This window comes from Spiribacter halobius (assembly GCF_020883455.1).
GTDB lineage: Bacteria > Pseudomonadota > Gammaproteobacteria > Nitrococcales > Nitrococcaceae > Sediminicurvatus > Sediminicurvatus halobius.
This window is the reverse complement of the sequence record NZ_CP086615.1, coordinates 3996735-4010798: the sequence shown is the minus strand read 5'-3', so window position 1 is coordinate 4010798 and position 14064 is coordinate 3996735. Positions and strand designations below refer to the sequence as shown.

The 14064-nt window shown below is 70.3% G+C and carries 14 protein-coding genes; 7 read left to right on the top strand and 7 right to left on the bottom strand.

The window, feature by feature from the left end; all coding sequences use genetic code 11:
* The first annotated feature begins 76 nt into the window (after positions 1–76).
* Positions 77–688 carry an ABC transporter ATP-binding protein gene (locus tag LMH63_RS18600; protein ID WP_109675306.1) on the top strand — a complete coding sequence of 204 codons (612 nt, stop codon included), beginning with the start codon at positions 77–79 and terminating at the stop codon, positions 686–688.
* The gene (locus LMH63_RS18595; protein WP_109675304.1) at positions 685–1491 is read left to right on the top strand and encodes an ABC transporter permease; all 807 of its coding nucleotides are present in this window, start codon (positions 685–687) and stop codon (positions 1489–1491) included. Before LMH63_RS18600 ends, LMH63_RS18595 begins: the two co-directional genes overlap by 4 nt.
* Before the next feature lie 309 nt (positions 1492–1800).
* Here LMH63_RS18595 and LMH63_RS18590 read toward each other — a convergent pair whose 3' ends face one another.
* A complete protein-coding gene (locus tag LMH63_RS18590) occupies positions 1801–2295 on the bottom strand; it encodes a GNAT family N-acetyltransferase (RefSeq protein ID WP_158280260.1) in 495 nt (164 codons plus the stop codon).
* 360 nt (positions 2296–2655) lie between these two features.
* Here LMH63_RS18590 and LMH63_RS18585 point away from each other — a divergent pair, with 360 nt between their 5' ends.
* Positions 2656–3057 carry a DUF4398 domain-containing protein gene (locus LMH63_RS18585; RefSeq protein ID WP_109675302.1) on the top strand — a complete coding sequence of 134 codons (402 nt, stop codon included), beginning with the start codon at positions 2656–2658 and terminating at the stop codon, positions 3055–3057.
* Positions 3054–3926, top strand: a complete 873-nt coding sequence (locus LMH63_RS18580) for an OmpA family protein (RefSeq protein WP_109675300.1) — start codon at positions 3054–3056, stop codon at positions 3924–3926. The genes LMH63_RS18585 and LMH63_RS18580 overlap by 4 nt, the downstream gene beginning before the upstream one ends.
* Positions 3927–4036: 110 nt before the next feature.
* On the opposite strand, the gene LMH63_RS18575 is transcribed toward LMH63_RS18580, so the two are convergent.
* From LMH63_RS18575 to LMH63_RS18550, 6 genes are all read right to left on the bottom strand, one after another.
* Positions 4037–4789, bottom strand: a complete 753-nt coding sequence (locus LMH63_RS18575; RefSeq protein ID WP_229332663.1) for a Crp/Fnr family transcriptional regulator — start codon at positions 4787–4789, stop codon at positions 4037–4039.
* A gap of 96 nt (positions 4790–4885) precedes the next feature.
* Positions 4886–5191 (bottom strand): BON domain-containing protein, encoded by a 306-nt coding sequence (locus LMH63_RS18570; RefSeq protein WP_109675295.1) that lies wholly within the window; start codon positions 5189–5191, stop codon positions 4886–4888.
* Positions 5192–5748: 557 nt separating this feature from the next.
* On the bottom strand, positions 5749–6297 hold the full coding sequence (locus LMH63_RS18565) for a hypothetical protein (protein ID WP_109675291.1): 549 nt from the start codon (positions 6295–6297) through the stop codon (positions 5749–5751).
* 226 nt (positions 6298–6523) lie between these two features.
* Positions 6524–9070: a chemotaxis protein CheB gene (locus LMH63_RS18560; RefSeq protein ID WP_373317943.1), complete on the bottom strand. Its 2547-nt coding sequence runs from the start codon at positions 9068–9070 to the stop codon at positions 6524–6526.
* 56 nt (positions 9071–9126) lie between these two features.
* On the bottom strand, positions 9127–9720 hold the full coding sequence (locus LMH63_RS18555; RefSeq protein ID WP_109675287.1) for a PAS domain S-box protein: 594 nt from the start codon (positions 9718–9720) through the stop codon (positions 9127–9129).
* 86 nt (positions 9721–9806) lie between these two features.
* The gene (locus LMH63_RS18550; RefSeq protein WP_109675285.1) at positions 9807–11984 is read right to left on the bottom strand and encodes a putative bifunctional diguanylate cyclase/phosphodiesterase; all 2178 of its coding nucleotides are present in this window, start codon (positions 11982–11984) and stop codon (positions 9807–9809) included.
* 234 nt (positions 11985–12218) lie between these two features.
* Here LMH63_RS18550 and LMH63_RS18545 point away from each other — a divergent pair, with 234 nt between their 5' ends.
* From LMH63_RS18545 to LMH63_RS18535, 3 genes are read left to right on the top strand one after another with little or no spacing between them, the layout of a single operon-like run.
* A complete protein-coding gene (locus tag LMH63_RS18545) occupies positions 12219–12434 on the top strand; it encodes a DUF3185 family protein (protein ID WP_109675368.1) in 216 nt (71 codons plus the stop codon).
* A gap of 14 nt (positions 12435–12448) precedes the next feature.
* On the top strand, positions 12449–13636 hold the full coding sequence (locus tag LMH63_RS18540) for an AI-2E family transporter (protein ID WP_109675283.1): 1188 nt from the start codon (positions 12449–12451) through the stop codon (positions 13634–13636).
* Complete coding sequence (locus LMH63_RS18535) at positions 13633–14061, top strand: hypothetical protein (protein ID WP_109675281.1); 429 nt, start codon at positions 13633–13635, stop codon at positions 14059–14061. The genes LMH63_RS18540 and LMH63_RS18535 overlap by 4 nt, the downstream gene beginning before the upstream one ends.
* Positions 14062–14064 lie beyond the last annotated feature (3 nt).

Genomic DNA, 14064 nt, shown 5'->3' with positions numbered 1-14064 from the left:
CGCGATTGACCGCGAGCCGTGTCAGGACGCACGCCGGAGCCGAGCTCGTCAGGCCGATCTGCGATACTGCCGACCCATGCAAGCAATTACTGCCGGTCTTGTGCTGAGCGAGGTGGACTGCCAGAGCGTCTCGGGAGCGACGCTGACGGTCGCGCCCGGCGAGGTGGTCGGTCTGTCCGGCGCCTCCGGCGCGGGCAAGACCCGGCTCCTCCGCGCGGTGGCGGATCTCGACGCCCACGGCGGCAACATCCGGCTTGACGGTTGCGACCAGCAAAGCGCGCCCGCCCATGCATGGCGCCGACGGGTGACGCTGCTGCCCGCGGAAGCGGCGTGGTGGTACCCGCGCGTGGGCGACCATTTCCCCGAGGCACCCGCTGCCACGGACCTGCAGGCACTGAACCTGCCGCCGGACCTGCCGCAGTGGCCGGTCACCCGTCTGTCGTCCGGCGAGCGCCAGCGGGCCGCGCTCCTGCGCGCACTGGCCCACGGACCCGATGCCCTGCTTCTGGACGAGCCCACGGCCAACCTGGATGCAGCGACCACACTGCGCGTTGAGGCGTGGCTGCTTCGGCGCATCCGGGCGGATGCCCTGCCGACCTTGTGGGTGGCCCACGACCTGGCCCAGATTGCCCGCGTCGCGAGCCGGCACCTGCGTGTCCGTGATGGCCGGCTGGAAGTGGTGGCATGAGCGTCATCGCCATTTCCTGGTGGGAACTGGCGCTCGCGTCAGTGCTGGTTGGTGCTCTGGCGGCCTGTACCTACGCCGCCCGCCTTGCCGTGGCGCAGGAGCTCGTCATCGCCGCGGTGCGCACCGTCGTCCAGCTCGCACTCGTCGGCTTTCTGCTCGAGACGCTGTTCTCGCTGGGCGGCCTGCACTGGGTGGCCCTCATGGGCGCCGCGATGCTGGTCATCGCCGGGCGCGAGGTGACCGCCCGGCAGAAGCGCCGGTTCAGCCGCGGGTGGACGTACGGCATCGGCACGACCTCGATGTTCCTGTCGTCGTTCTCGGTCACCGTGCTCGCCCTGACCGTGTTGATCGGGCCGAATCCCTGGTACACGCCGCAATACGCCATTCCGCTGCTCGGCATGATGCTCGGCAATACGATGACCGGTGTGGCGGTTGCGCTGGATCGCCTGACCGACACCGCCTGGCAGCAGCGAGAGATGATCGAGGCGCGGCTGATGCTGGGGCAGCCATGGTCGGTGGCGATCGCCGACGTACGGCGGGACGCCATGCGCGCAGGCATGATCCCGACCATCAACGCCATGGCCGCCGCCGGCGTGGTGAGCCTGCCGGGCATGATGACCGGGCAGATTCTTGCCGGAACCGCCCCGGCGCTGGCCGTTAAATATCAGATCCTCGTGATGTTTCTGATCACCGTCGGTACCGGATTCGGTACCTTCGCCGCCGTCGCTGCCGCTGGCCGACGGCTGTTCGACCGCCGCGAGCGATTACGCCTCGACCGCCTGACCGAGGCGAGGAACAGTTGACTGGCACGCCGAGGGCCATGCGGCGCTGGCCTCCCGGGCGCATGCGGGGAGGGCACGCGCGGCTTTCCCGCGGGGTACGGACATTGCCATGACGGCGGAGCGTCCGCCGCCTTGCTCCTCCCCGGTGCGGCGCGGGGTAGCATCGACACCGGGATGTTCGCCACCAGCATGTTGAAGGCCAGAAAATAGAAAACCGCCGCCACGGCATGGCGGTTGGCCAGCCAGCCGCCTACCAGCGGAACAATCAGCGACAGGCCGGACTGCGCGCCGAACATGGCGCTGACGTGCAACCGGTCTGGCGTAATGTCCTTAGCGGAGGCCGGCGACACTTCTCTGCAGCAGCGCGCCCCCTTCTCCCACGGCTTCCTCCAGCACCGACAGGTAGTCCGGGGATACCAGCTCCAGGCGCCCTTCCATATCGCCATCCGCGGCGCGGGCGTCAAGCTGGAACTTGGCGGCAATGTGTCGCATGCGGTGGTTCCCCGGCGCAGTGACGATGAAGACGCGGGCGACCCCGCGGTTGCGGGCGAAGACCAGCATGCGCCGGAACAGATCGGTGCCGACGCCATTGCCCTGAAAATCGGATTCGACGCTGAAGGCCAGCTCCGCCTGTGCCCGGGGGGCGTTCCCGATCAGCGCGAACTCGGCGACGCCGCGCAGCACGTCGTCGACGAACGCACCGATGAAGTGACGTCGCAACGTGTCTCCACCGTAGGCGTGGGTCCGGACGCTGGCGTCCGCGATCCGGCCACTGAAGCGCATATAGCGGTCGTGTTCCGAGAGTCGCAGTAGATGATCGGCCACCTGGCCGCGTTCGCTCGACCAGAGTCGGCGGATTATGGTAGGCCCGCGGCCTCGTAATCGCTGAGGGATTGGCTGCATGGATGCCTCTGGGGTTGTGTGGACCGGGCGCCTCGCCAGGGTCTGCTCGAGGTCCGGGCGCGAACCCGGGCGCGGCTCCGGCTCGAGTTGGGCGCTACGCGCCTGGTCACCCACGGTAGGCCTGACCCCGCATCCCGGTATGTACGGAAGCGCACGGCTGAAGGCGGCCAGTGAGCGTGCGCGACCGCACCGACCCGCGCTCACGGCCGGGGTAGGGTCAAGCGCAGCCGATGAACCACAGGGATCGGTGCCACGCCCCCCGGGCCGCAAAGGACAAACACGATGAACATTCCACACGGAGCCGGCCCCCGACGGGCCGTTCTGCTCGCATCGGCGCTCGCGACCGGCCTGCTGCTGCTCGGTGCCTGCGCCTCGACACCCATGGCACCGACCGCCTCTCTGACCGAGGCGCGGGAGGCGATTGCCCGCGCCGAACAGGCCGACAGCCGGCAGCATGCCGGCGGCGAGCTTGACGAGGCGCAGCAGAAGCTGGCCATGGCGGAAGTCGCCGTGGAACGGCAGGACATGGTGGCAGCCGGGCGCCTCGCCCGCGAGGCAGAGATCGCGGCCGAGCTGGCGTCGGCCAGAACCGCCGCCGCCAAGGCCGCGGCAGTCAACCGGGAGATGGGGCGCGGCGCCGACGCCCTGACCGAGGAAATGCAGCGTACGGGAGAGCAGCGATGAACAACCGAAACCATGGCCGGCTTCGGAGCGGTGGCGCCGTCACGGCCCTGACCCTGTCCGCCGCGCTGCTGGCCGGCTGCGCATCGACGCCGGAAAGCCCGGCCGGTGCCGCCAGCGCCCGCAGCAACCTGGAGGCGCTCCAGAACGATCCCGAGCTCGCCGGGCGGGCCCGGGTCGAGCGCCGGGAGGCGGAAACGGCGGTGCGCCTCGCCGAGGCGCCTCTGCCGGCGTCCGAGGGCGGTCTTGGCGCGCATCGCGTGTACATGGCGGAGCGCAAGGTCGAGATCGCGCGGGCCACCGCCACCACCGCCTATACCGAGGAGCAGCGCCAGCGTCTCGGCGAGGAACGGGATGCCGCGCGCCTGGCGAGCCGTACCGAGGAGGCGGACCGGGCACGTCGCGAAGCGGCCAGCGCCCGCGAGGACGCCCTTCAGGCACGCCGTGGCGAGGCCGAGCTGCAGCGGCAGATCGAGGCGCTCGAGGCCGAGGCCACCGAGCGCGGCATCGTCCTGACGTTGGGGGACGTGCTCTTCGCCAGCGGCAGCGCCACGCTCCAGACCGGCGGCTACGAGAACCTCAACCGACTGGTGGATTTTCTCGAGCGGTATCCGGATCAGGCGGTGCTGATCGAGGGGCACACCGACAGCGTCGGTAGCGCGCAGGCCAACGAGCGCCTGTCCCAGCGGCGCGCGGACGCGGTTAGGGACTACCTCGCCCGCCGCAGCATCGGCGAGCGGCGGCTGTCCGCCCGCGGCCTCGGCGAAGGCCGGCCGGTCGCCACCAACGACACCGCGGCCGGGCGTCAGCAGAACCGCCGCGTGGAGATCATCATCGAGAACCCGCGGCAGATGTCAGGTCTGGGATCCTAAGCGCCTGCCGCTGGGGGCCGGGGCTTTCCGACCCCGGCCCCCAGTGGCTGTGTGCGTGCCTGGCCACCGGTTGCCAGGCAAGCCCTCGCTAGCTCCTGATCGTGGCGCCCTCAATCCGCGATCTCCCGCGGCAGCAGGCGCGCGTACTCCCGTTGCACGACCTGATAGCACTCGCAGGTCCGCGCCTCCAGGCCGGTCCGGTCGAGGATGGTGATATGGCCGCGGTGGTAGTAGATGAGCCCGGCCCGCTGGAGCTTGCCCGCGGCCTCGGTCACCCCTTCCCGGCGCACGCCGAGCATGTTGGCGATCAGCTCCTGGGTCATCAGCAGCTCGTCACCCGCCAGCCGGTCGTGGCTGAGCAGCAGCCAGCGGCAGAGCTGTTGGTCCACCGTGTGATGCCGGTTGCAGACCGCGGTCTGCGCCATCTGCGTCAGCAGGGCCTGGGTGTAGCGCAGCAGCAGGTGCTGCAGTGGTCCCCCGCGGTAGAATTCGTCCTTCACCAGGCGTCCGGGGAGCCGGTACGCCTCCCCGCCGGACTGGACCACCGCCCGGCTCGGGGTGCTCTCCCCGCCCATGAACAGGGACACGCCGACGACGCCCTCGCCCCCGACGATGGCGATCTCCGCCGAGCCGCCGTCCTCCATGACGCAGAGCAGGGAGACGATAGCGTCCAGCGGGAAGTAGACGTGCTTCATCTCCACGTAGGGCTCGCAGACGGCATCGCCGAGCGAGAGCGTGACCCGTTCCAGATCACCCCGGATGCGTTCGTAGTCCGCAGCCGGCAGGCTTGCCAGCAAATGATTGCGGGCAGGCCGCACCACCTGATCGGGCATGGGTCGAACCCCTTGCGCGTGGTCGCTCATGGTCGCTCCAGAACCCGCCTCGCCCCGGCCGGGGTCGGAGGCAGCCCTTCCAGTATAGCCACGCAGGGCCGCTGGCCGGACATCGGCCGAAGGCGATTACCACCAGGCCAGCGCGAGGCGATTGCGCACGGTGTCCACACCGGCGATGGCGCTCACGATCTCGACGGCCCGGGCCACCTCCGCCTCGGAGTCGGCGTAGCCGCTGAGCACCACGACACCGTCGCAGACCTCCACCCGAATGGGAGACCGGGCGAGCTGTCGATCACTGGCGAGGGCGATCTCGATGCGGGCGGTGATTCGGTGAGGCTCGGCCCGGTCTGCCGCGCCGGCTGCCAGCGGCGCGTTGCGCGGTGCCGATACCGGAACGCCCAGGAAGTCATAGAGTTGCCGAAGCGCTTTCATGCTTCCCTCCCAAGGTGAAGGTTTGCCCCCGCAATGGCACCGCACCGAGGCGATCCGCGTCCGTTCGCCAGCGCACGGATGCCGGCAGGCCGCCGACGGCCGGCCACGGCTACCGCACCGACGCCGGCGGCGGTTCGGCGCAGGATGATGGCCTGACCACCAACAGACCCGAGGGCCGGACCGATGCGCGAATACAAGAGCTTCACACCGCTGCCTGCACAGCCACGATTGCGCGATCGTGAGCGGCTGAACCGGCTGCGGCCGGTCGCCGTCACACCACCCCCCGCTGCGGCGGCGCAGCGCTGGGCCGACGACGGCGGGGCCACGCCATCGCTGCGCGCATCGGTGAGATCTGCGGGCTAACGCAGGCCGAGGAACGACAGGATGGCCAGGACGATGACGACGAAGCCGACGATGTAGATGATGTTGTTCATGGCAGTGGCTCCCAGGTGGCCATCCGCAATGTGAGCATGGACGCTGACAGGGGCGGCGAATGCCGCCGCCCCTCCGCCCGCTCCGGCGCCCCGCGACGCCGGAGGCTGCGGCAAAGCGCCGGGCTAGAAGTTGTAGCCCATGCCCACGGTATAGGCCCACGCGCCGTCCTCGAAGCCTTCGTCGGCGCCGGAGCCGCTCTCGAAGAAGAACTGGTAGTCGAGCCGGCCGAGAATGTAGGTCTTCTCCAGCACGTAGTACTTCAGTCCCGTCTCAAGGCCGGCGAATGCGCTGTCGTCGACGCCGTCGCCGTAGATCCCGCCGAGGCTCGCGCCGATGAATGGCCGTGCCCGGTGCGTGCCGAACTGATAGTCGAGGTAGCCTCGGGTGGTGCCGTTCCAGAAGTCGTTGGTGGCGTCTTCGCCCTGGATGTCGGCGAAGTTCACGCTCTGGCGGATGCCCGCGATCACGTTGCGCTGCAGGTACCAGCCGAGATCGGCCGTGAGGCCGAAGTTCGAGTTGTCGAAGTCCTGGTCGCTGCTGCCGGAGCCGGCGATGGAGAACTCCCGCTCCCCGGCGTCGGGGCCGAACTGCATGCCGGAGGAGCCCTGTGCGAGTGCCGCGGCGGGCGTGGCGGCGAAGATGCAGTAGGCGAGTGCTGCGAGTCTTTTCATTCTGGACCTCTCGTTCCGAACGCCCCGGTGGCGGTATCGCCACCGCGGGGCAGAAGGCCCGACCCGGGGTCGAGCCAATGAGCTGCCGGGGGGTTGCCCCAGCCTTCGGGAGAGGGTGTCTGTTGCGCGCCCGCGCGTCTGTACGCTGGCGCACCCACGGCGCCGCGCGCCGCCTTCGGCGTACGGGCCCGGCCGGGACGCGGGGCGGCGGGGTTGCGTCGGGGGTCTACTCCCCGCGCAGGGAGGTCTCCAGCGCCTTGGTCTCGGTGATGTCCAGGAGGGTGATGACGACGCCGTCGATGACGTTGTCGAGGCGGCGGTAGGGCATGATGCGCACGGAGAACCAGCGCCCGTTGCTGGTCCCGATCTGCTTCTCGGAGACCACCAGCGTGCGCAGCGTCTCGTGGGCGTCCTCGTGCAGGGCCGGGTACTCCAGGCTGGTGGTGAGGTCGCTCAGGGGGCGGCCGATGTCGCTCTCGCGCAGGTTGATGATCTTCGCCGCCCGCTCGGTGTAGCGGCGGACGTTCAGGTCCTGGTCCAGGAACAGGATCGCGATCTCGATGCTGTTCAGGAGGTTCTGCATGTCGCTCTGGGCAAGGGCGAGATCGTCCAGCTTGGTCTGCAGCTCGGAGTTGATGGTCTGCAGCTCCTCGTTCATGGACTGCATCTCCTCCTTCGAGGTGGTGAGCTCCTCGTTGGTGGACTGCAGCTCCTCGTTGGTGGATTGCAGCTCCTCGTTGGCCGACTGCAGCTCCTCCCGGGACGCGCGGGCCTCCTCGCGCAGGGTCTGGATCTCGTCCCGGTACTGCTGCAGATGGGCCTCGTGGGAGGACCGCAGGGCATCGTCGTCCCCCGCCCCGGCCGCGGCAGGCGTGCCCTCGCGGAACACCACCATGGTCATGCCCTGGAGCGCGGCGGGCTCGTGAAAGCCCTGCACGGTCAGGTCGAGCAGCTGGCTGCCGGTGGGCGTCTCCACCGCGACGCCGTGCAGCTGTACGGGGGCCTGCTGTGCGCGTGCCCGATTCAGGGCGAGGCCCAGGGGCTCGCGCAGGCCTGCCCGGGCCATGGCGTGGATGTTCCAGTTGGCCCGGCCCGCGGCGGGTTCCAGGTAGTTTCCGGTACGGCCGCTGATGTAGACAATGTCGCCGTCCCCGTTCAGGAGCACGGCGGCCGGCGCATAGACCTGCAGCAGGACCTGATCGGCTGCCGCCTGCAGGCTGTCGGAGAACTCGGGGGGGCGTTCACGGGGCGGCACGGCGCGCTCCTGAGATCGGCGTGAAAGTGGCGGAAACGACTTCAGCAGGAAATCCGGGCCGCCCGTGGCGGCATTGTCCTGGCGCCGGTAGATACGCAGCTTCTGCTCGATCGGCGCGAACAGCCGCCCGAACCGGCCCACCGTCTCCGAGCTGCCGAGCACCAGCACGCCGCCCGGATGCAGGCTGTAGTGGAACAGCGGCAGCAGCCGGCGCTGCAGCATCGGGTCAAAGTAGATCAGCAGATTGCGGCAGGCAATGAGGTCGAGCCGGGTGAACGGCGGGTCCAGGGCGACATCGTGCTGGGCGAACAGGACCATGTCCCGGATGCGCTTGTCGATCCGGTAGTGGGTCTCGTGGGCGGTGAAGTAGCGGGCCAGCCGCTCCGGCGAGACGTGCTCGCGGATGGCGTGGGGATACTGCCCGCGACGGGCGGCGGCGATGGCCTCGGGGCTGAGGTCGGAGGCGAAGATCTGGAAGCTGAAGTGCCCCTCTCGGCCCAGACTGCGGGCGGCATCGCGCAGGGCCATGGCGAGGGAATAGGCCTCCTCCCCGGTGGAGCAGCCGATGACCCAGGCGCGCAGGTGCGGCGCCTCCACGCGCCGCTGCAGCAGCGCCGGCAGGGCGGTCCCGGCCAGGTAGTCCCAGACCGCCGTGTCCCGGAAGAACCCGGTTACCCCGATCAGCAGCTCCCGGAACAGCAGATCGATCTCCTGCGGGTTGCCCTCTAGGAAATCCGCATACGCGGCCATCGCGTGGAGGCCGTGGATCGCCATGCGCCGCTCGATGCGGCGGCTCACCGTGGTCGCCTTGTAGAGCGAGAAGTCGTGGCGCGTGCGCGCCTGCAGCAGCTTCATGATGCGCTGCAGGGGCGCATCCAAGCCGTCCTCGGCGAGCGGGCCAGCGGCCTGTGACCGCGCTACGCCGGTGCGCCGGAGGTAGGCCAGGATGCGCTCCGGCAGCTCCCCGGGGCTGCCGGTGATGTCGCCGCCGCCGGCGGCGAGGGCGCTGCGCGGCATGGCATCGAACTGCGCGCTGGCCGGATCCTGGACGACGCCGAGCCCGCCCACCGCCTTGATCGCCTGCAGCCCGACGGTGCCGTCGGCGCCCATGCCGGAGAGCACGACCGCGATGGCCCCCTCGCCGCGGGCGCTGGCGAGCGAGGAGAACAGCACGTTCACCGGCAGGCGCATGCCCCGGGGCTCGGTCGGCCGCGCCAGATGCAGGGTGCTGCCGGCGATGGTGAGCTCCGCGTTCGGCGGGATAACGTAGACGCAATCGGGCTGGATGGGCATATCCGGCTCCGCCTCGCGCACCGGCATGGCGGTCGCGCGCTGCAGGAGCTCCGGCAGCAGGGCCTTCTGGGTGGGGTCCAGGTGCTGCACGACCACGTAGGCCATGCCCGTGTTGGCCGGGGTGGCTGCGAAGAAGGCCTCCAGTGCGGCCAGGCCGCCGGCGGAGGCGCCAATCGCGACGACCCGCGTGGTCTCGGTGGAGCTGTCGGAGTCGTTGGCGCCCACCATCTCCGGAGGATCCCCGGCGCGCCCACGGGCGCGCCCGCAGTGGCCGTATCCTGTCAGGCAGCGTCGGTGAGGGCCATCAGTATCGCCTCGCCGCCCGGGGAGCGCGTGGCCGTGAGCCGTGCCGCCCGGGAGTCGCCGTCGCCGCCGCCGACCCGCACATCGAGGCCGGCCCGCGGCGCGCCGGCCCGCAGGCGGTTGAGCAGATTCATCAGCCCTGGCCGGCTGTGGGGCGCGAGGAAGCTGTCGACCCGCCGACCCGCCAGCGCCTCCGGCTCCATGCCGAGCAGCTCCGCCGCGGCGGCATTGCCCTCCAGGATCTGCCCCTCCAGGGCGACGATGAGATAGCCTATCGGGGCGGCCTCGAACAGGCCACGGTAGCGCGCGAGATCCTGCTCGAGCTCGCGCTCGTTTGCCTCCAGCTGGCACTGCTGCAGCTCGAGCTCCACCTGATAGGCCTGCAGCTCGTGCAGCAGCTTGAGGGCATCAGAGGCGGTATCCGGCGCGCTCGCCAGCCGGTAGAGCAGCGCGAGGGCCTCGGAGCTCACCGTCCAGCCGCGGCTTGCCGGCGCCTGGCCGGTGCTCAGCCGCTGCTCCGCCTCGCGCCGGAGCGCCTCGACGATGGCCTGCGCCGCTGCCGAATCGGACATGGTTCACTCCGCATCGCTGTCTGGGAACATACACTAGGTGTCAGCCGTCTGCCCGGCCGCGGCCGGTCGCCGGTCGGATGGCCTGATCACGGTGGCTTCGGCATCAGTCGCGTGCCGCCGGCTCCCGGAAAGCTGGGGGGGGGGCTGGCGGCGAGCAGCAGCGCGGTGTCGGCGGCATCGAGCGCGGCCCCGAGCTGAAAGCCCTGGCCCACGGCACAGCCTTCTGCCTGCAGGAATGCGAGCTGGGCCTCGCTCTCGACGCCCTGGGCGATCACCCGATGGCCGAGCTGGCGGCCGAGCTCGAGAATCGCCCGCATCACCACCGCGCTCTGCGCTGCGGTGGTGATGTCCTCGAGAAACGAGCCATGCACCTTGATGGTGTCCACCGGGAAGCGCCGGAGGTAGTCGAGGCTGGAGTGCCCGGTGCCGAAGCCGTCGATGGCGAGGGCCACGCCCTGGTCGCGGAGGCTGCGCAGGGCCGCCAGCGAGCCGTCCGCATGGCGCATGAGCGCGCTCTCGGTCAGCTCAAGGCCGATTCCGGGTGCCGCCACCCCGCTCTCCCGGAGGGTTTCGGCGACCCCCGCCGCGAAGCCCTTCTGCCGCAGCTCCACCGCGGACACGTTGACGGAGACCGGCGGCGGCGTCAGCCCGGCAGCCTGCCACGCCCGCACCTGGCGGCAGGCCTCAGTCAGCACCCAGCGGCCGATGGGGACGATCAGCCCGGTGCGCTCGGCAAGGGCGATGAAGCGGTCCGGCGTGATCAGGCCGCGTTCCGGATCCGTCCACCGCAGCAGCGCCTCCAGCCCGACCACCGCGCCAGAGGAGAGATCCACCTGCGGCTGGTAGTGGAGCAGGAACTGCCCCTCGGCCAGTGCCTCCCGCAGCCGGCTCTCCAGGCCGCAGGCCACGGCATCGAAGGCCCGGCGCTGCACCCCCACCAGGCCGTCGGGCCGGGCGGGCCGCGCCTTGGAGCGGTACATGGCGGCGTCGGCGTGTGCCAGCACGGCCTCCACGGTTTCGCCGTCCTCGGGGTAGACGCTCATGCCCACGCTCAGGGAGACGTCCAGGCTATGACCATCCACCACCAGGGGGTGGCCGCGGAGGGCGAGCACCTTGTCGGCGACGCGTTCGGCGTCCTCGGTGGTGTCGATCTCGGTCAGCAGCATCACGAACTCGTCGCCGCCGAGGCGGGATACCGTATCGGTCGCGCGCACGCAGCCGGTCAGGCACTCGGCCACGGCCTGCAGCATGTGATCGCCCGTCACGTGCCCCAGGGTGTCGTTGATCTCCTTGAAGCGGTCCAGGTCCACGAACAGCAGCGCCACCCGCGTGCCATGGCGGCGGGCGAAGCGCATGGCCTGCTCCAGGCGCTCCTCGAGCAGGACCCGGTTGGGCAGCCCGGTCAGCGGGTCGTGCTGGGCCAGGTAGGCCATCTTGCGGGTCATGGCCACCGACTGGCTGACGTCCCGAAATACGATCACCGCCCCGGAGACCGCGCCATGACGGTCGTGAATCGGCGCGGCGGAGTCCTCGATGCCGAGCTCCGTGCCGTCCCGCCGCAGCAGGATGCAGTTGGACTCCAGCAGCACCGTGCGGTTCTCCTGCATCGCCCGCCGGGCCGGGTCGACGGCCGGGCCGCGCGTGCGCGCGTTGACGATGTTGAAGACCTCCGCGAGCGCGCGCCCGGACGCCTCCACCGCGGACCAGCCCGTGAGCCCCTCGGCCACCGGGTTCAGGTAGGTCACCCGACCCTCGGCGTCGGTCACCAGCACGGCGTCGCCGATGGAGCTGAGGGTGACCTCGGCGCGCTCCATCTCCTCGTACAGGGCCTCGTCGGTGGCCCGCAGCGCGGCCTCGACCCGCTGGCGCCGGGTGACGTAGTTCAGCACGCGGGGCAGCCAGTGGCCGTCGATGCCGGGACCCGGACCCTCGCCGGCCAACCCGGCGCTGCTCAGCGGCAGAAGCAGGGCTTCCGGCGCCCCCAGGCCGAGCTGCTCCAGCGCCCGCTCGCGCCCGCAGTCGCCCAGGCTGGTGCCGACCAGGATCACCTCCACGGTTCCCTTCGCGAGCCGCGCACGAGCCGCGCCGAGGCCGGACACCCGCTCGAGGCGCAAGGCCGCGCCGAGCACGCCGTCGAGCGATGCGCGAACCGTCTCCGCGGCGGCGGTGTCGGCCTCCACCAGCAGTACCGTGGCGAAGCGGTCGTCCCCGAGAGCCAGGGACAGCGGTACCGCGTCCGCGTCCGTCTGCGAGTTGCCGTGCATGGCCTTGGACCCCCGTCCAGTGTGAAACCTGAAGGTGCCCGGGAGGCCCCGGGGGTGTCTGTGCGCTTGCGAACGCAGGCCGTTGCGGGGCATCGCCAGGGCGGGCGGGCCCGTAACCGGCGCGACGGCGTCCGTGGGTCAGCGCACTGACGGCGCCGCCTCGGCGAGCGCAGGCTGCATTGGCACATGGATCAGAAGGCGCGGCCATGCCGCGCGCGGCCGGAGTTCATCGAGATGGCGAACAACCGAGTTCTTGCGCTGGTGCTGCTGGCGGTAGGCGGCATACTGCTCTTCTTCGCGTACCAGTCGTCCCAGAGCCTGGGCGATCAGGTGACGGAGGCGGTCACCGGCCGCTTCACCGAGTCCACCACGTGGTTCCTGATCCTTGGGGCGGCCTCCGCGGCCGCCGGCGTCGGGCTGCTGCTGTCCGGCCGGTCCGCGAGCCGCTGACGCGGGGAACGGCATTGCCCTTCGACACGCAGGCACCTGCCGCAGGCGCGCCGAGGGCCGCCGACCCCGACGCCGCTGCGCTGTCCGCGGACAGGCGGCTGTTCAACGCGGTGGAGCTTCGCCTGTTTCGCTACACGGCGGTCCTGCTGTGCCTGGTGGCGCTGACCGCATTGGTGGGCATCATCGTGTGGACGTTCGGCTGGATACTGAACGTCTTCTACAATCTGCTTCTGCCGCTGTCCCTGGCGGGTATCCTGGCGCTGGTGCTCTACCCGGTGGTGGGTCTCCTCGAGCGCCGGCTGCGTCTGCCGCGTCTGGCCGCCACCCTCCTGCTGCTGCTTGCCTTCTTCCTCGGCATCGGCGGCCTGGTGTTTCTGCTGGTGCCCATCGTGGTGAGCGAGGCCATCCAGCTGATGACCGTTCTGCCGGACATCCTGAATCGCTGGCAGGCGTATTTCTCGTTCCACTTCCCGGGGCTCACCTCGATGATCTCCACCGGCATGGAGCGCAGTGAAGGGGAGGCGTCCGCCGGCGTCCTGACGGGTCTGGAGGTCACGAGCCGGACGGTCCTGTCCTATCTGGGCCTGCTCGCCGGGATCAGTTTCGTGCCGCTGCTCCTGTTCTTCACCCTGCTCTCCGGCGATCTGCTCCGGGGGCAGGCGTCGGAGCTGCTGTCCGTGTTCCAGGCGGGCACACGGCGCAAGGTGCTGTACTTCATGGACATGTTCGTGGAGTACGTCACCACGTTCTTTCAGGGCCAGCTGATCATCGCCGTAAGCATGGGGGCCCTGTACGCCGTCAGCTTCACGCTCATCGGCCTGGAGTTCGGCGTGCTGGTGGGGCTGGTGCTGGGGCTGCTCAACATCGTCCCCTTCCTGGGCACCCTGATCGGGCTGCTGGTGGTGCTGCCCACGGCCTATCTGCAGCCGGGCGGCGGTGCCGAGTTGCTGTTCTTCACCGGGCTCGCGTTCGCGGCGGTGCAGCTGATCGAGAGCTGGCTGCTGACGCCGAAGATCATGGCCAACCGCTCCGGCCTGCACCCGGCGTTGGTGGTGATCTCCCTGTTCTTCTGGGGTACGGCGCTGGGCGGCATCATCGGCATGGTGCTCGCGGTGCCCCTGACGGCGTTCTTCGTGGCCATCTGGAGCGAGATCAAGGCTGGCCTGAAGTGCACCCTGAATGGTCCGGAGCCCGAACCGTGACGGAAGCGGAGCGCTCCGAAGATGCGGCCGCGGACGGCGACGGCCTCCGGGACATCGCCGGTGCCGTGAAGGCCCTGTCCGCGGACATGGCCCGTCTCGTGCTGGTGGAGGCGCAGCTGTTTGGGCACACGGCGCTGGCCATGATCGGGCTGGCCGTGGCGATCGCGCTGCTGCTGGTGGGTGCCTGGCTGTTCAGCGGGGCGGCCCTGGTGGTGGCGCTTACGGGCTTGCAGGCCTTCAGCGCGACGGGCGCCCTGCTGACGGTGGCGCTGGCGCACCTGGCCCTTGCCGGGCTCGCCCTCTGGCGGCTTCGGCACATTACGCGGGATCTCACGTTCCGAGAGAGCCGGGCCAGCGTGAACGGCCTGCTCGCCCGCGCTCGCTCGCCGGGTGACGCTTCGGGGCAGTCCCCGGGGGAGGGCTGAACC

Bases quoted from the DNA above. Each gene is read 5' to 3' on its own strand.
- LMH63_RS18600 (WP_109675306.1), top strand. From the start codon at position 77: ATGCAAGCAATTACTGCCGGTCTTGTGCTGAGCGAGGTGGACTGCCAG.
- LMH63_RS18595 (WP_109675304.1), top strand. From the start codon at position 685: ATGAGCGTCATCGCCATTTCCTGGTGGGAACTGGCGCTCGCGTCAGTG.
- LMH63_RS18585 (WP_109675302.1), top strand. From the start codon at position 2,656: ATGAACATTCCACACGGAGCCGGCCCCCGACGGGCCGTTCTGCTCGCA.
- LMH63_RS18580 (WP_109675300.1), top strand. From the start codon at position 3,054: ATGAACAACCGAAACCATGGCCGGCTTCGGAGCGGTGGCGCCGTCACG.
- LMH63_RS18575 (WP_229332663.1), bottom strand. From the start codon at position 4,789: ATGAGCGACCACGCGCAAGGGGTTCGACCCATGCCCGATCAGGTGGTG.
- LMH63_RS18570 (WP_109675295.1), bottom strand. From the start codon at position 5,191: ATGAAAGCGCTTCGGCAACTCTATGACTTCCTGGGCGTTCCGGTATCG.
- LMH63_RS18565 (WP_109675291.1), bottom strand. From the start codon at position 6,297: ATGAAAAGACTCGCAGCACTCGCCTACTGCATCTTCGCCGCCACGCCC.
- LMH63_RS18555 (WP_109675287.1), bottom strand. From the start codon at position 9,720: ATGTCCGATTCGGCAGCGGCGCAGGCCATCGTCGAGGCGCTCCGGCGC.
- LMH63_RS18550 (WP_109675285.1), bottom strand. From the start codon at position 11,984: ATGCACGGCAACTCGCAGACGGACGCGGACGCGGTACCGCTGTCCCTG.
- LMH63_RS18545 (WP_109675368.1), top strand. From the start codon at position 12,219: ATGGCGAACAACCGAGTTCTTGCGCTGGTGCTGCTGGCGGTAGGCGGC.